12 protein-coding genes, 1 tRNA gene and 2 pseudogenes are annotated in these 13,762 nt (G+C 57.6%); 7 read left to right on the top strand and 8 right to left on the bottom strand.

Going from position 1 to position 13,762, the window contains the following annotated elements:
* Nucleotides 1–30 precede the first annotated feature (30 nt).
* Entirely contained in the window at nucleotides 31–1,137 is a 1,107-nt protein-coding gene (locus tag JWR17_RS10345) for a DUF2817 domain-containing protein (protein ID WP_299830863.1), read from the top strand.
* Between the two features lie 244 nt (nucleotides 1,138–1,381).
* On the opposite strand, the gene JWR17_RS10350 is transcribed toward JWR17_RS10345, so the two are convergent.
* The 4 genes from JWR17_RS10350 to JWR17_RS10365 form a co-directional block, all read right to left on the bottom strand.
* Entirely contained in the window at nucleotides 1,382–1,690 is a 309-nt protein-coding gene (locus tag JWR17_RS10350; protein WP_299830864.1) for a hypothetical protein, read from the bottom strand.
* A 13-nt stretch (nucleotides 1,691–1,703) separates the two neighbouring features.
* Complete coding sequence (locus JWR17_RS10355; RefSeq protein WP_299830865.1) at nucleotides 1,704–2,285, bottom strand: sigma-70 family RNA polymerase sigma factor; 582 nt, start codon at nucleotides 2,283–2,285, stop codon at nucleotides 1,704–1,706.
* Nucleotides 2,286–2,604: 319 nt separating this feature from the next.
* Nucleotides 2,605–2,886, bottom strand: a complete 282-nt coding sequence (locus tag JWR17_RS10360; RefSeq protein ID WP_299830866.1) for a hypothetical protein — start codon at nucleotides 2,884–2,886, stop codon at nucleotides 2,605–2,607.
* 432 nt (nucleotides 2,887–3,318) lie between these two features.
* Nucleotides 3,319–3,395: transfer RNA gene (locus JWR17_RS10365), tRNA-Met, on the bottom strand.
* 553 nt (nucleotides 3,396–3,948) lie between these two features.
* Between JWR17_RS10365 and JWR17_RS10370 the strand changes: the two genes are divergently transcribed.
* From JWR17_RS10370 to JWR17_RS10395, 6 genes and pseudogenes are all read left to right on the top strand, one after another.
* On the top strand, nucleotides 3,949–6,006 hold the full coding sequence (locus JWR17_RS10370; protein ID WP_299830867.1) for a methyl-accepting chemotaxis protein: 2,058 nt from the start codon (nucleotides 3,949–3,951) through the stop codon (nucleotides 6,004–6,006).
* Between the two features lie 56 nt (nucleotides 6,007–6,062).
* Nucleotides 6,063–7,361 (top strand): cytochrome c, encoded by a 1,299-nt coding sequence (locus JWR17_RS10375; RefSeq protein ID WP_299830868.1) that lies wholly within the window; start codon nucleotides 6,063–6,065, stop codon nucleotides 7,359–7,361.
* A complete protein-coding gene (locus JWR17_RS10380) occupies nucleotides 7,358–7,840 on the top strand; it encodes a (2Fe-2S)-binding protein (protein ID WP_299830869.1) in 483 nt (160 codons plus the stop codon). The genes JWR17_RS10375 and JWR17_RS10380 overlap by 4 nt, the downstream gene beginning before the upstream one ends.
* Nucleotides 7,837–10,101 (top strand): molybdopterin cofactor-binding domain-containing protein, encoded by a 2,265-nt coding sequence (locus JWR17_RS10385; protein WP_299830870.1) that lies wholly within the window; start codon nucleotides 7,837–7,839, stop codon nucleotides 10,099–10,101. Before JWR17_RS10380 ends, JWR17_RS10385 begins: the two co-directional genes overlap by 4 nt.
* 154 nt (nucleotides 10,102–10,255) lie before the next feature.
* Nucleotides 10,256–10,420: pseudogene (locus tag JWR17_RS10390) on the top strand (general stress protein); the annotation flags it as partial.
* Nucleotides 10,421–10,486: 66 nt separating this feature from the next.
* Nucleotides 10,487–10,567, top strand: a pseudogene (locus JWR17_RS10395) (KGG domain-containing protein); the annotation flags it as partial.
* Nucleotides 10,568–10,827: 260 nt separating this feature from the next.
* On the opposite strand, the gene ychF reads toward JWR17_RS10395, so the two are convergent.
* The 4 genes from ychF to prs form a co-directional block, all read right to left on the bottom strand.
* Nucleotides 10,828–11,928, bottom strand: a complete 1,101-nt coding sequence (gene ychF, locus JWR17_RS10400; RefSeq protein ID WP_299830871.1) for a redox-regulated ATPase YchF — start codon at nucleotides 11,926–11,928, stop codon at nucleotides 10,828–10,830.
* A 21-nt stretch (nucleotides 11,929–11,949) separates the two neighbouring features.
* Entirely contained in the window at nucleotides 11,950–12,534 is a 585-nt protein-coding gene (gene pth / locus JWR17_RS10405; protein WP_299830872.1) for an aminoacyl-tRNA hydrolase, read from the bottom strand.
* Nucleotides 12,535–12,570: 36 nt separating this feature from the next.
* The gene (locus JWR17_RS10410; protein ID WP_299830873.1) at nucleotides 12,571–13,164 is read right to left on the bottom strand and encodes a 50S ribosomal protein L25/general stress protein Ctc; all 594 of its coding nucleotides are present in this window, start codon (nucleotides 13,162–13,164) and stop codon (nucleotides 12,571–12,573) included.
* A 137-nt stretch (nucleotides 13,165–13,301) separates the two neighbouring features.
* A partial coding sequence (gene prs, locus JWR17_RS10415) for a ribose-phosphate diphosphokinase (RefSeq protein ID WP_299830874.1) occupies nucleotides 13,302–13,762 on the bottom strand: 461 nt, incomplete at its 5' end.

Below are 13,762 nucleotides of genomic sequence, written 5' to 3' on the forward strand. Positions count from 1 at the left end.
AGACTGGCTCGCAGACCATAAGGGGCCGACATGCATACCGACTTTCCGACACACGTCAGTTACCACACGCAACGCGAGCAGTTTCTGGCTGCGGCGACAGCTGCCGGCGCAAGCCTTACCGAATATTGGCATCCCTTGCCGGGGCCGTTCGGCGAGGCTCTCAGCACCGACGTCGCCGTATTGGGTGACCCTGGCGCCTCGAGGTTGCTGGTATCTATCAGTGGCACCCACGGGGTTGAAGGTTTCTACGGTTCGAATTGTCAAACCCGGTGGCTGCAAACGCTGGACCGTCATTCATTGCCTGCCGACACTGCCATCGTGATGATCCACCTGATCAATCCTTGGGGCACTGCCTGGCTACGCCGGGTCAACGAAGACAACATCGACCTGAACCGTAACCACTTGGACTTCAATCGTTCGCTGCCCAACAACCAAGCCTACGCGGCGCTTCACGACATCTACAGTTGCGCTGACTTAAAGGGGCCGCAACGCGAACGCGCCGATTTATTGCTTGACGAGCAAGTCCAGCTGCACGGGTGGCCGAGGGTGATGTCGATTGTCGAAGGTGGACAACACAGCCATCCTGACGGACTGTTCTATGGGGGCGTTGCGCCGAGTTGGTCGAACAGCACCTTGCACGCCATCGTCCAGAAATGCCTGTCAGGCGCCAAAACAATCATGTGCTTTGACCTGCACACCGGCGCGGGCGCTTATGGCCATCCGATGCTCTTGACCGTCGCCGAGCGAGCCTACCCAGCCTTGGCCGATGCCCAGGCCGCTTACGGCCCCTGGCTTTACACCGTGCTGACCGGAGCGCAAAACTTGAGTGAAACCGGTATCGCCGCCACGGCCACGGGCTATACCTCCCAAGCCGTGATTGATGCGTTACCCAACGTCCGCGTGATGCCCTTCGTCATCGAGTGCGGCACGTACCCTGGCGAGGAGGTGCATCGCCACCTGCGTGACGATCAGTGGTTGCACCTGCATGGCAATCCACTGGATAGCGTCGGTCGACAGATCAAGCTAGGTCTGCTTGAACAATTTTACCCGGCGGACAAAGATTGGCAGGAAATGGTCTGGGTCAGGACGCGACAAGTGTGGGAGCAGGGGCTGTCGGTTTTGGCAGCCTGCGACTGAAAATCTGTAAGGACCGAATATATTCGGGACGCAAACGGCGCGATATGCCTGACATACATTGACTTAAAAATAATCTGTAGGAGCTGCCGAAGGCTGCGATTCGACCGGAAACCGGGCGCCCTCGTGAAGACCGCTGAGGGGGTGCCGGTCGCCCGCGACTCGGCCTATCGCAGCCTTCGGCAGTTCCTACAGAGTGAACTGCGCCCCAAAAGTTAGACAGTGATCGTATGGAGTTGCTTGCCCATCATCCCTCAGCGCGCCGCCCCCGTGCGCAGAACATGCCCTGCTTAAATTGTTCGCGTTCTTCAGCCGTCATCGCTTCCCATTTGCGCCAGTCCCTGCGGCCGTGCCATCCACCGCGTCCACGGAAACCGCCAAACAGGATTCGACTTAACAACAGCAACCCCAGCGCGTGTCCGTAATCAATAACTCGTCCACCGGCGAAGAGTTCCGGAATCACCCAGTTCCACAGCGCCATAACCAGCCAGCCCAGAACCGCCACCGCCACGATGCCCAATAGAATTCGCGCCACAAATCTCAGTCGATATTTCATTGTTCCCACTCCGTTACGTATCAAGTTCGTCGTAAACCGTTTGCAGCCGATTGCGCAGATGCAGAACTGCATAACGCTTTCGTGCCAGTAAGGTGTTCAGTGCAACGCCGCTTTGTGCCGCTATTTGCTTAAAACTATTGCCCGCAATCTCGTGGGCTATAAATACTTCGCGCTGATTTTCCGGCAATTCATCCAACGCGTTCTGCAGCGCCTCAAGCACCATTGATCTGGCGAAAACCGCGTCAGGTCCGGCATCCATCGACGGCAACGCCAAGTCGAGCCGATATTCGTCTTCATCCCTGTCCAAGTCTTCGCCCATGCTGCTAATGGACTGCTCTTTCTTCTTGCGAAATCGATCAATAATCCGATTTCTGGCCACCCGGAATAACCATGCGCTGACCTGTTCGATCGTCTCTGGAAGGCGGTACGCCTCGACGAATTCATAGAAGACGTCCTGCAAAATGTCATCGGCTTCGGTCGCGTCACGCACCCTGCGCCGAATGAAATTCCCCAGCTTTGTGCGCTCACGCAAAACGGTCGCGGTGATGTCGCTGTTTCGATCATTCATCAGGTCTTGGCTGCGCGAAAGGTCCATGAGAGTGAAGACGTTTCATCGGCGGAAATATTGTGGGATGTCGAAAATATTGTTTTTTGCAGGCAGATGCATGGGTGTGGATATTCCCCGTTTTTCTAGCCGGGCTGTTGCGTCTAAGCACTGGTCTGGGGAGTCGGTGTCGCTGCGGTTCTTGAGGGGGATCGCATTGATGACGCCTGGCGTTTGGATTCATCTGACGGGAAATCATGCTCCTGACCGTTCGCACGATCATTCAGACATCGTGATTAATCACCGACACTGACCCTCAACGACAAACTCCGCCGAAGCGGAGTTTGCTGATCTGACTAACGCTACTGCATTACGCAGTGACGCTGATGGTCTGGCCGATGGCCTGCCCATTGCTGCCTACAGAAGGTGCTGCGCTAGACGATGTGGTTGTGCTGCTTGGAGTGCTGCTGGGTGCCGCATGACGGTGATGATGCTTGGTTGTTGCGGTGGTGTTGCTAGCGGCAGTGCTGGCAGTGCTGCTGGCAGTGCTGCTGGCAGTCGCGGATTGCGCGGCTGTCTGGCTTGCCGTGGTCGCGGCTTGAGTGGACATGGCAGGGGTTGAAATCGAAGCTGAGATTGCACCAATAGACATCGCTACCTCCTGAATACTTAGAACCTGAACGCGCCGTCAACGCACAACGCCAGTGCAGGTAACCAAGTGTTATCTCTGAATTATTCGACCATTCAGCGGGGCCTACTGCGGGGGATCCCGAAGTCGACCAAAGGTAGCATCGCCGCTTTAATGGATTTGTCAGCGGCATGTCAGGCCTGGGTAAAGTTTCTAATACAGGATGTTCAGGAAGGAATCGAGGTTTTCTCCCTTTGGCTAGTTTTAATCGCCTGAGGTCCGTAATCGACATCCCGCCCTGCCTATGACGCCGCGCAGTCGCGCAGCGAACACGGTGCGCCAATCAACACGGATGGGAAATAAGGGTTATAGGGCTACAGCCAGAAACAAGAAAGCCCGCACGAGGCGGGCTTCTTGTTGTTCCATGCGCATCGAGCGATGCCATGAAACTGTACTTGGTGGCTACACAGGGACTTGAACCCCGGACCCCAGCATTATGAATGCTATGCTCTAACCAACTGAGCTATGTAGCCAAGTGGCGCGCATTATTCGCGGATACTGGAAATGTGTCAAGCGTTGTTCTTGAAATTTATGCGTGTGATCAAGCGGTTAGCCCCAGATGCCCGTCCAGCCCTTTAAAACGGCTCGGCACAACCCATACCGCGACTCCCTTCCGACACGAATGCATTGTTCCACGCTCCGCTATGTGCCGAAGCATTTCGCTGAAGCAGAGGGTGCAGCGGTGTTTTAGCGCTATGAAACCTCTGGGCGTCATCCAGTTCGCTCTCGCGACGTGGCCCGGTGGTCGCCAAGTCACGATAAAAGAACGATTCGTAGATAATCTCCCGCCTGTTTGTGCCGATAGAGTGTTATTGGCGCCCATATTGGTCGACGTATTGCGTAACGCTATGGACGCCAATCGAAAACTCGCACCGCGCTAAATCAGCCCGTAGAGCCCTGCAGGTTTCTTATTAGCGGTCCGGTTCTTGCTTCAAAATCGAATATCGACGGCGATCCGCCGGATTGTTATAGCGGTACTCTCCATGGCCACAAGCGATGGCAAGGGTCCAGATGAGAGGTTTGGAAATGCTGACACTTTTGTCCCCAGGGATTCGCCTGTTAGGGCGTTTCGGATTTGCTCGAAAGTTTCAGCTGCTTTTCCTGTTGTTCATGCTGCCGCTGGTGGGCAGTTTATGGATGATTGGTCAGGATTATCGCGACAAGCTGGCCCTGATATCGGGCGAGCGTGCAGGCGTGCGGCAGCTATTGGCGTTGGACACGCTGGATGATTTGCTCGCTGCTCAGCGCGACCGCGCGGCACGCTGGAAGGCTGCTGATATTCTTCATGAACCCACCCCGGCGGCGCGTGAAGCCATGGCCGCCCTCGATGCCGCGAACCCCCTTGTCGCCCAGGCTTTAACGCAACTGGGGACTGATTTGCACACTAACAGTGCGCAGACCGACACACTCAATCGTTACCAGACGCTACAAGGTGCCACCGCTGGTTTGGATTCTGCTGCTTTACGCGCAGTGGGCTGGTGGCCAGATGGCTACGAGCGTTTTACTGCCGCCTTGACTGCCCTGCAGAACCTGCGCGAACAGATCGCCTTGGACAACGGACTGAACATTGATCCGTGGCGTGAAACCTACGTATTGATGCAAATCTCTACCCAACAGACTCCGGACCTGATCGAGCGTGTCGGTCGGCTGTCCAGCGTTGGGCAAACCTCCATCGCGTCCGGTCAGTTCACCATGCAAAGCCGTTTGCAGATGCGAGACCTGCGCGGCCGTCTGGGTGATGCCCGTGATCAGCTGAATAAAACCGGTGCTTCGTTGGAGGCCAGGCTGCCACGAGAAATGCAGGCGTGGGCTGACCAGTATCATCAAAGCCAGCAAACCCTGGACCGCGAATTGAAAGTGCTGGATGACGGGGTTTTTGGCGGCAGCATCACCCTCAAGACCGAAGGCTTCGATCACAGCATCGATGTCTTGCTTGGCGATTTGGCCGCCTTGCGGCACCAATCGCTGGTGTCGCTGAATGATCGCCTGGGCTATTACCATGACCAGTCCCTTCGGCAGTTCATTCCGGTGGCTGCAATGTTTGGGTTCTTGCTACTGGCTGCGCTTTACCTGTTCGTGTGTCTGCAGGCGTCGATTCGCCGCAGCGCCAGCGGCATTACCACCCTGGCGCAGTCGTTGCGCGACGGCAACTTATGCGTTCAAGTGCCCGTGGAAGGGCGTGATGAGTTGGCGGCAATCAGCACTGCACTCAACGTGGCGGTAGTGCAGCTACGCACCAGCCTGCTCGGCGTCGATCATGAAACGCTGCAATTGAGTGGCGCGGTACAAACCCTCAATTCGCAATCGAGTCGCACATTGAATGAGGTCGAGGATCAGCAACTGCAGATCAGCCAGATCGCCACGGCAGCCACGCAATTGGCGGCGACGTCCCAGGGTGTCGCGAAGAGTTGCGAGCAAGCGTCGGTCAGTGCTCGGCACACACGACAAGTGGCTGAGGAAAGCAGCCGTGACAGCCTTCGCACCACCGAAAGTATCCAGCAGCTTAACCAGCGCCTGACGGACACCGCCGCCGCGTTGGGACGTGTCAGCGAGCAAGGGCAGCAAATTCAATCGGTGGTGGATGCGATTCGCGGCATCGCCGAGCAGACCAATCTGCTGGCGCTCAACGCGGCCATCGAGGCGGCGCGAGCAGGCGAGCAGGGCAGGGGTTTCGCCGTGGTTGCCGACGAAGTTCGTAGTCTTTCACAGCGCACTCAAGCGTCTACCGCGCAAATCGCCGGAACGGTCGACAGCTTGCGCAACACCGTGAGCCAGGCCGTAGGCTTGATGGACGCGGCGTGCGGTCAGGCTGTGAATGATGCCGCTGCGGTAACTGGCCTGGGCCAGCGGTTGGGGGAAATCGCCAGTGCCGTACAAGGCGTTACCGACACCTTGGCGCAGATATCCACAGCCGTTGAGGAACAGGCAAGCACTGCCGATGAGGTCAGCGGCAACATCCAGCAAGTCGACCAGGCGGCCGGCCGTTTACTGGATGGCGCTCGAGCGGTTAATCAGGCGGCCGACATGCTCAGCAAAGGCAGCCGAGCGCTCAGTGACAATACCGCGCGATTCCAATTGAACTGATCGCTACGCATCTGCCCTAAACAAAGCGTCCTTATGGAAGGGCGCCTGGGGGTTGAATGAAGGTAACAAGGATAGCAATCGCCACCGTGTTTGTTGTCCTCTGTATCGGTGCCGGGTTTTGGGTCGCTAGCGAGCCGGAAATTCCGATGCTGACGGCTGCTGAACGGCAGAAGCCGGTATTCGAAGTTAATCAAAAACTGATCGAGCATGGTGCCCGGTTGGTTGCCGCAGGTGACTGCGTGGTATGCCACAGCAGCAAAGGCGGCCAGTTGTTTGCCGGTGGACTGAAACTCGATACGCCCTTTGGCGCCATCTATTCAACCAATATCACCCCGGATGACGAAACCGGCATTGGCACCTGGTCCCCCGATGCGTTCAAACGTGCGATGCGCAAAGGCATCTCGCGGGACGGTCATTTGCTGTACCCAGCGTTCCCATATCAGCATTTCACCCGGACCAACGCCGCCGATATTGCCGATATCTATGCATATCTGATGAGCCGTCCGCCGGTGCATGCGGTCACGCCGGCCAACCAGCTTATTTTTCCACTCAACATTCGGCCGTTGGTGGCTGGTTGGAATCTGTTGTTTTTGAAAGGCGGCGTGGTGCCTGACGGGGCAACGCAAAGCACAGAATGGAACCGCGGGCGCTATCTGGTGGAGGGCCTTGGACACTGCGGCGCCTGTCATTCCCCGCTTAACCTGTTGGGCGCGGAGAAGAAGGGCCAAGCATTCGCCGGTGGCTCGATTGATGGCTGGGACGCGCCAGCATTGACCCGGCTGTCAGCTGCGCCAGTGCCTTGGACCCCGTCGCAACTGATCGACTACCTGCACACCGGCCTGGCTTCCGAACACGGCGCGGCAGCGGGGCCGATGCGCCCGGTCAGTCAAGAGCTGGCTGATGCACCGCGCGCCGATGTCGAGGCGATATCGATTTACCTGATGTCGCTGCAAGCGCCTGCGACACCCGTCACCCTGCCGACCGCTGCGCAACAGGCGAACCCGGTAATCCCGACCGGGTTAGACGGCGCCCACGCACTGTTTATCGGTGCCTGTGGGGTTTGCCACGAAGCAGGGGCGCCGATGTCGACCCTGGGCGGCAGGCCATCGCTGGCGCAAAGTACCGCAGTCAATGCTGACAGCCCAACCAATACGGTCCGAATGATACTCGACGGTAACGGCTGGCATGCCAGCGAGGCTGCGCACTTCATGCCCGCGTATGCCGACACCCTGAACGACAGGCAGATTGCCGACCTCGGCAATTATTTGCGTGCGCGATACAGCACCCAGGCGCCATGGGCGTCGCTTGGTGAACAAGCCGTTGCCAAGATTCGCAAGGAGACCCCGGCACCATGACCACACTCACTGTGAACGGTGTTCAGCATACGATTGATGCCGATCCGTCGTCGCCGTTGCTCTATGTGCTGCGCAACCAGCTACAACTTAACGGCGCGAAGTTTGGTTGCGGCCTGGGTCAATGCGGCGCCTGCACCGTTATCGTCGGCGATAACCCAGTGTTCTCATGTTTGCTGCCGGTCTCGGCTGTGGGTGGACGCCCGGTTCGTACTATTGAGGGCTTGGGAACCGTAGAGAAACCGGGACCGCTGCAACAAGCGTTTATCAATCAGCAGGCGGCGCAATGCGGGTATTGCATCGCCGGGATGGTAATGCGTGCGCAGGCGTTGCTCGACAAGGTTGCAACGCCCAGCGACGAACAAATTCGCGAGCATCTGCAACCCAACCTGTGCCGATGCGGAACGCACATGCGGATTCTCGCGGCGATGCGAGAAGTGGCCGAGTCCAACGCGGCAGTCAGTTCGGGGGGCAAATCATGAAGCCTGAAGATTTCCGGGAGGTGTTGGTCAGCCCCGGTCGTCGGCATTTCCTAGTGGCGAGTTCACTGTTGGTCAGCTTCTCATTGTTGGCGAGTTCACGGGTATTTGCAGTCACCTCGACTACTGAGGCGGGGACGTTTACCACCACTACACCCAGCTTGCCCGGCAGCTTGAAAACGGAGCCGAACCTTGATGCGTGGATAAAAATAGACGCCCAAGGGCAGATCACTGTGTTCACCGGCAAGGCTGAACTGGGCACCGGGATTCGCACGGCCATGATGCAGATCGCAGCTGAACAGCTCAACGTCGCGCCCCACGGCCTCGTGTTGATCACGGCGGATACCGCGAGGACGCCCAACGAAGGCTACACCGCAGGCAGTCACTCGATTGCCGACAGTGGTACGGCAATCTTCAACGCGGCCGCTCAAATACGCAGTTTGCTGGTTCAAGCGGCAGCCACTCAATTTGGCACAGACCCCCAGGCGTTAACGGTCAAAGACGGCACCATCACCGCGCCCGATGGCCGTCATGTCAGCTATGGCGAGGTGGTTGGCAGTGTTAATTTACATCAAGCGGCCAGCGTCGTTTCAGCGCTGAACGATCCCAAAACCTTTTCGGTTATTGGCCAATCCATGCCTCGGGTCGATATTCCCGGCAAGGTGACAGGCGGCCCCAGCTACGTTCAAGACCTTCGTTTGCCCGGCATGCTTCACGGGCGGGTGGTACGCCCGTCTTCCGTGGGGGCGACCTTGGCGACTCTGGATATTCACCCCATCGAGCAAATGCCCGGCGTCATCAAGGTGCTGCGCGACGGCAACTATCTGGCCGTGGTAGCCGATGACGAGTGGCGGGCCATTCTGGCCATGCGCGCATTGGCCAATGCCGCCACCTGGAACCTCGGGCCACCGCTGGCCGACCAGGCAACGATCCATCAGCAACTGATGGATTCGCCGATCCAGGAAATCCCCGTTGTCGACCAGCATCGCCCTGGGGCGCCAGCCGTCAAAACCCTGCAGGCGCGTTATACCAAGCCGTATTTGACCCACGGATCAATCGGGCCGTCCTGCGCGTTGGCGCAATTGACAAACGAGCAATTGACGGTCTGGACCCATACCCAAGGTGTTTACCCGCTACGCGCCGGCCTGGCGGAATTGCTGTCGATGCCGCTACAGAATATTCGCTGCGTGCACGTCGAAGGCTCCGGTTGCTACGGGCACAACGGCGCCGACGATGTGGCCGCCGATGCTGCATTGATCGCCAGGGCAGTGCCAGGGCATCCAATTCGCGTGCAATGGATGCGCGAGCAAGAACACATGGGCGAACCATTGGGGCCGGCCATGATCACCGACATTGTCGCGTCGCTGGATGCTGCGGGGAAGATCGTCGACTGGAGGTTCCAAGTCTGGAGCAATACCCACAATTTCCGCATAGCCAATGCCGGTCGCTTCATTCCGGCATCGCTGCTCTCGTCGCCGTTCAAACCCGCGCCGCCACAACCGATCCCGATGCCTGAAGGCGATGGTCAACGCAATAGCGTCCCGCTGTACACGATTCCTAATATGCAGGTGCAGTATCATTTTTTGCCGACCATGCCGATTCGAGTCTCAGCCATGCGCTCGCTGGGGGCATACCACAACGTGTTCAGCATCGAGAGCTTCATCGATGAATTGGCGCTGGCTGCTGAAACAGACCCGGTGGCCTTTCGCCTGGCTCACCTGGACGACCCCCGCGCGCGGGACGTGATTGAGCTGGCGGCAAAAAAGTTTGGCTGGCAATCCGGCGCCAGGCTGGCCCAGGGGCGCGGTGTCGGTTTCGCCTTTGCGCAGTACAAGAACCTCATGGCTTACTTCGCCATCGCGATGGAAGTATCGGTCGAACCGAAAACCGGGGACGTGCAGATAGAGCGGGTGGTGGCGGCCTGTGATTGCGGACAGTTGGTCAACCCGGACGGCGCACGCAACCAGGTCGAGGGCGGCATTATCCAGGCATCGAGTTGGGCGTTGTATGAGCAAACCCATTGGAATGCGCAGAACATCACCAGCTTCGATTGGAGTACTTACCCCATCTTGCGTTTCTCCTCAGTGCCAAAGTCCGTCGAGGTTCATATGATCGATCGACCCGGCATGCCGTTTCTCGGGGTTGGCGAAGCATCCCAGGGGCCAACGCCTGCCGCCATTGCCAACGCGATAGCCAATGCGACGGGCAGGCGGCTGCGTGATACGCCATTGGCTGGGGCGCCGCTGAAGGTGGCTGGAAGTTGAGCTGCCGCTAGTCTCCAAACTCGTAATTTCCGGGAACTTGCTGGGTGATTCCGCTCGTCGAGAGAAGCGGTTTTTGTTCAAACTTTTGGTTTTCGAAGCCCTCGGAATTAGACGAGCCAAGGAGCTCGTTACAAACCAAAAGAGGTGAACAGTAATGGCTAACACCGGAAACAATAACCCCGGGAACTTTGCTAACGACCGGGAAAAAGCCTCCGAAGCCGGCAAAAAAGGTGGTGAGGCTTCAGGCGGCAATTTTGCCAACGATCCACAACGCGCCTCTGAGGCAGGTAAGAAAGGCGGCGAAAACAGCCATGGCGGCGGGCGCCAGTCGGCAAGCGATGCCGATAGTTCGAGCGGCGGGAAGGGCGGTGGACGCGGAGGCAACTTCGCCGAAGACAAAGAAAAAGCATCTGAAGCTGGCAAAAAGGGCGGCGAACACAGCCACGGCGGCGGACGTAGTTCCTGACGCGCTGTAACTGGCTGAATCAGGCCCCGGGGACCACCTCGGGGCTTGAACGCCAAACGACGCAAACTGCGCAAACTGCGCAAAACTTAATTGTAGGAGCGAGCGGGCTTGCTCGCGATCGAGCGCGAAGCGGTCCCGAATGCTCTGGCTAGTTCCAGCTGGAAGAGCCGAACTGACTCATTCACGACTACTGCAGCGAATCGCGAGCAAGCCCGCTTTCCAGATTCTGTGTTGTACCGCCGTGCGGCGCCGGGGTGCAATTACACGTTAAAACGGAAATGCATTACGTCGCCATCTTTAACCACGTATTCCTTGCCTTCCAGACGCCATTTACCGGCTTCCTTCGCGCCGGCTTCGCCTTTGTACTGAATGAAATCGCTATACGCGATCACTTCAGCGCGGATGAAGCCTTTTTCGAAGTCGGTGTGAATCACGCCTGCGGCTTGTGGGCCGGTGGCGCCGACGCGAACGGTCCAGGCGCGCACTTCTTCAACGCCAGCGGTGAAGTAAGTTTGCAGGTGCAGCATCTCGTAACCGGCGCGGATAACGCGGTTAAGACCTGGCTCTTCAAGACCCAGGGCTTCGAGGAACATGTCCTTTTCTTCGCCATCATCAAGCTCGGCAATTTCTGCTTCGATCTTGTTGCACACTGGCACGACGATGGCGCCTTCTTCTTCGGCGATGGCGCGGACGACATCGAGCAGCGGGTTGTTTTCGAAACCGTCTTCAGCAACGTTGGCGATGTACATGACCGGCTTGGTGGTCAGCAAATGAAAGCCACGAACGGCTGCCTTTTCGTCGACGCTCATGTTTTTCATCAGGCTGCGCGCTGGCTTGCCTTCAGAGAAGTGCGTGATAAGTTGTTCCAGCAGGCCTTTTTGAACGACCGCGTCCTTGTCACCGCCTTTGGCGTTACGCGTGACTTTCTGCAACTGCTTTTCGCAGCTGTCGAGGTCGGCGAAAATCAGCTCAAGGTCGATGATTTCGATGTCGCGCTTCGGGTCGACGCTGTTAGAGACGTGAATCACGTTCTCGTCTTCGAAGCAGCGGACCACGTGAGCGATGGCATCGGTTTCGCGGATGTTGGCGAGGAACTTGTTGCCCAGGCCCTCACCCTTCGAGGCGCCCGCCACGAGGCCGGCGATGTCGACGAACTCCATGGTGGTGGGCAAGATACGCTTTGGTTTGACGATGGCGGCCAGCGCGTCGAGACGCGCATCTGGCATCGGCACGATACCGGTGTTTGGTTCGATGGTGCAGAAGGGGAAGTTCTCTGCCGCAATACCGGACTTGGTCAGGGCATTGAACAGGGTGGACTTGCCGACGTTAGGTAGGCCGACGATGCCGCAATTGAATCCCATGATATTTCCCCTCGGAGTTAGTCAAGCCTTCTGGCTGTGCAGGTTTTTCATCGCGCGGTTCCATTCCCCCGCGAAGATATCCGGCAGCACGCCGAGGGCAAAATCGATACTGGCGTCCAGTTTTTCCTGTTCGGCGCGAGGCGCTCGACCCAGGACAAAACCGGATACCTTGCTGGCATCACCCGGGTGGCCAATGCCAAGCCGCAGACGGTGAAATGTATTCTGATTGCCGAGTTGCGCAATGATGTCGCGCAATCCGTTATGACCGCCGTGGCCGCCGCCCTGCTTGAGCTTGGCAACGCCGGGTGGCAGGTCAAGTTCATCATGCGCCACCAGTATGGCGTCTACCGGGATGCGATAGAAGCCGGCAAGCGCCGCGACGGATTGACCGCTGCGGTTCATGAACGTGGTGGGAATAAGCAGACGAACGTCCCGACCAAGGTGAGTGAAACGCCCGGTCAGGCCAAAAAATTTGCGCTCAGGAACAAGGTTGACACCTTGAGCCGCAGCGATACGCTCAACAAAAAAAGCCCCTGCGTTATGCCGGGTCTGTTCGTATTCGGCGCCTGGATTTCCCAGGCCAACGATCAGTTGTATGGCAGTCACGACAGGGGCTCTTCCTTGGAAGACGTTACCGAGTAATTACTCGGCGGCGTCTTCAGTTGGTGCTACACGTGGAGCGTGAACGTTGGCGATAGCCAGGTCGTTACCGTGCGCCAGTGCTACGAACTCAACGCCATTAGGTGCTTTGAGGTCTGACAAGTGAATGATCACGCCAACTTCGGCATTAGCCAAGTCAACTTCGATGAACTCAGGCAGATCTTTTGGCAGGCAGGTCACTTCAACTTCAGAAACAACGTGCGAAATTTCGCCGCCTTTCTTGATGGGTGCTTCTTCGTTGATGAAGTGCACTGGTACGTGAGCGGTCAGTTTCTGGCCTGCAATTACACGTACGAAGTCAGCGTGCAGCACGTGGCCTTTAGCTGGGTGACGTTGCAGCGCCTTGATAACGACGTTCTGCTTGTTGCCGCCAACGTTCAGTTCGATAACGTGGCTGAAAGCAGCTTCGTTTTCGAGCAGTTTGGCAACTTCTTTAGCGGTCATGCTGATGGATTCAGGGGCGTCTTTGCCACCGTAAACTACAGCTGGAACCAGGCTAGCGAGACGACGAAGGCGGCGGCTCGCACCTTTCCCCAAGTCAGTACGCAGTTCAGCATTTAGAGTAAATTCATTCATGGTGTTTCTCCAAAATAACCACATTCGCCCAGCGTTTGCGACCGGCGCTCAGGCGATATGGGCAAAAAAGCCCCGCCCCAACAAAAGGTTGGGGCGGGGCGCTTTTCGACAACGAGATGCAGCGTAGGGCAGAGCCCTTAGCGGAACATCGCGCTGATCGATTCTTCGTTGCTGATGCGGCGAACCGCCTCGGCGACTACCGGTGCAATATCCAGTTGACGGATACGTGCACAGGATTGTGCTGCAGCGGACAACGGGATGGTGTTAGTCACCACCAGTTCGTCCAGCACGGAATTTTCAATGTTCTCGATAGCCCGACCTGACAGCACAGGGTGTGTGCAGTAGGCGAAAACTTTGGCAGCGCCATGCTCTTTCTGGGCCTTGGCCGCGTGACACAAAGTGCCGGCGGTATCGACCATGTCATCAACCAGAATACAGGTACGCCCTTCGACATCACCAATGATATGCATCACTTCCGAGTGATTAGCTTTTTCACGGCGTTTGTCGATGATCCCGAGATCGACGCCCAGGGATTTGGCAACAGCACGTGCACGCACGACGCCGCCGATATCCGGGGAAACGATCATCAGGTTTTCGA

It is taken from the genome of Pseudomonas sp. (assembly GCF_028293835.1).
Lineage (GTDB): Bacteria > Pseudomonadota > Gammaproteobacteria > Pseudomonadales > Pseudomonadaceae > Aquipseudomonas.

Bases quoted from the DNA above. Each gene is read 5' to 3' on its own strand.
- JWR17_RS10410 (WP_299830873.1), bottom strand. From the start codon at position 13,164: ATGAATGAATTTACTCTAAATGCTGAACTGCGTACTGACTTGGGGAAA.
- JWR17_RS10370 (WP_299830867.1), top strand. From the start codon at position 3,949: ATGCTGACACTTTTGTCCCCAGGGATTCGCCTGTTAGGGCGTTTCGGA.
- JWR17_RS10375 (WP_299830868.1), top strand. From the start codon at position 6,063: ATGAAGGTAACAAGGATAGCAATCGCCACCGTGTTTGTTGTCCTCTGT.
- JWR17_RS10385 (WP_299830870.1), top strand. From the start codon at position 7,837: ATGAAGCCTGAAGATTTCCGGGAGGTGTTGGTCAGCCCCGGTCGTCGG.
- JWR17_RS10355 (WP_299830865.1), bottom strand. From the start codon at position 2,285: ATGGACCTTTCGCGCAGCCAAGACCTGATGAATGATCGAAACAGCGAC.
- ychF (WP_299830871.1), bottom strand. From the start codon at position 11,928: ATGGGATTCAATTGCGGCATCGTCGGCCTACCTAACGTCGGCAAGTCC.
- JWR17_RS10345 (WP_299830863.1), top strand. From the start codon at position 31: ATGCATACCGACTTTCCGACACACGTCAGTTACCACACGCAACGCGAG.
- JWR17_RS10380 (WP_299830869.1), top strand. From the start codon at position 7,358: ATGACCACACTCACTGTGAACGGTGTTCAGCATACGATTGATGCCGAT.
- JWR17_RS10360 (WP_299830866.1), bottom strand. From the start codon at position 2,886: ATGTCTATTGGTGCAATCTCAGCTTCGATTTCAACCCCTGCCATGTCC.
- JWR17_RS10350 (WP_299830864.1), bottom strand. From the start codon at position 1,690: ATGAAATATCGACTGAGATTTGTGGCGCGAATTCTATTGGGCATCGTG.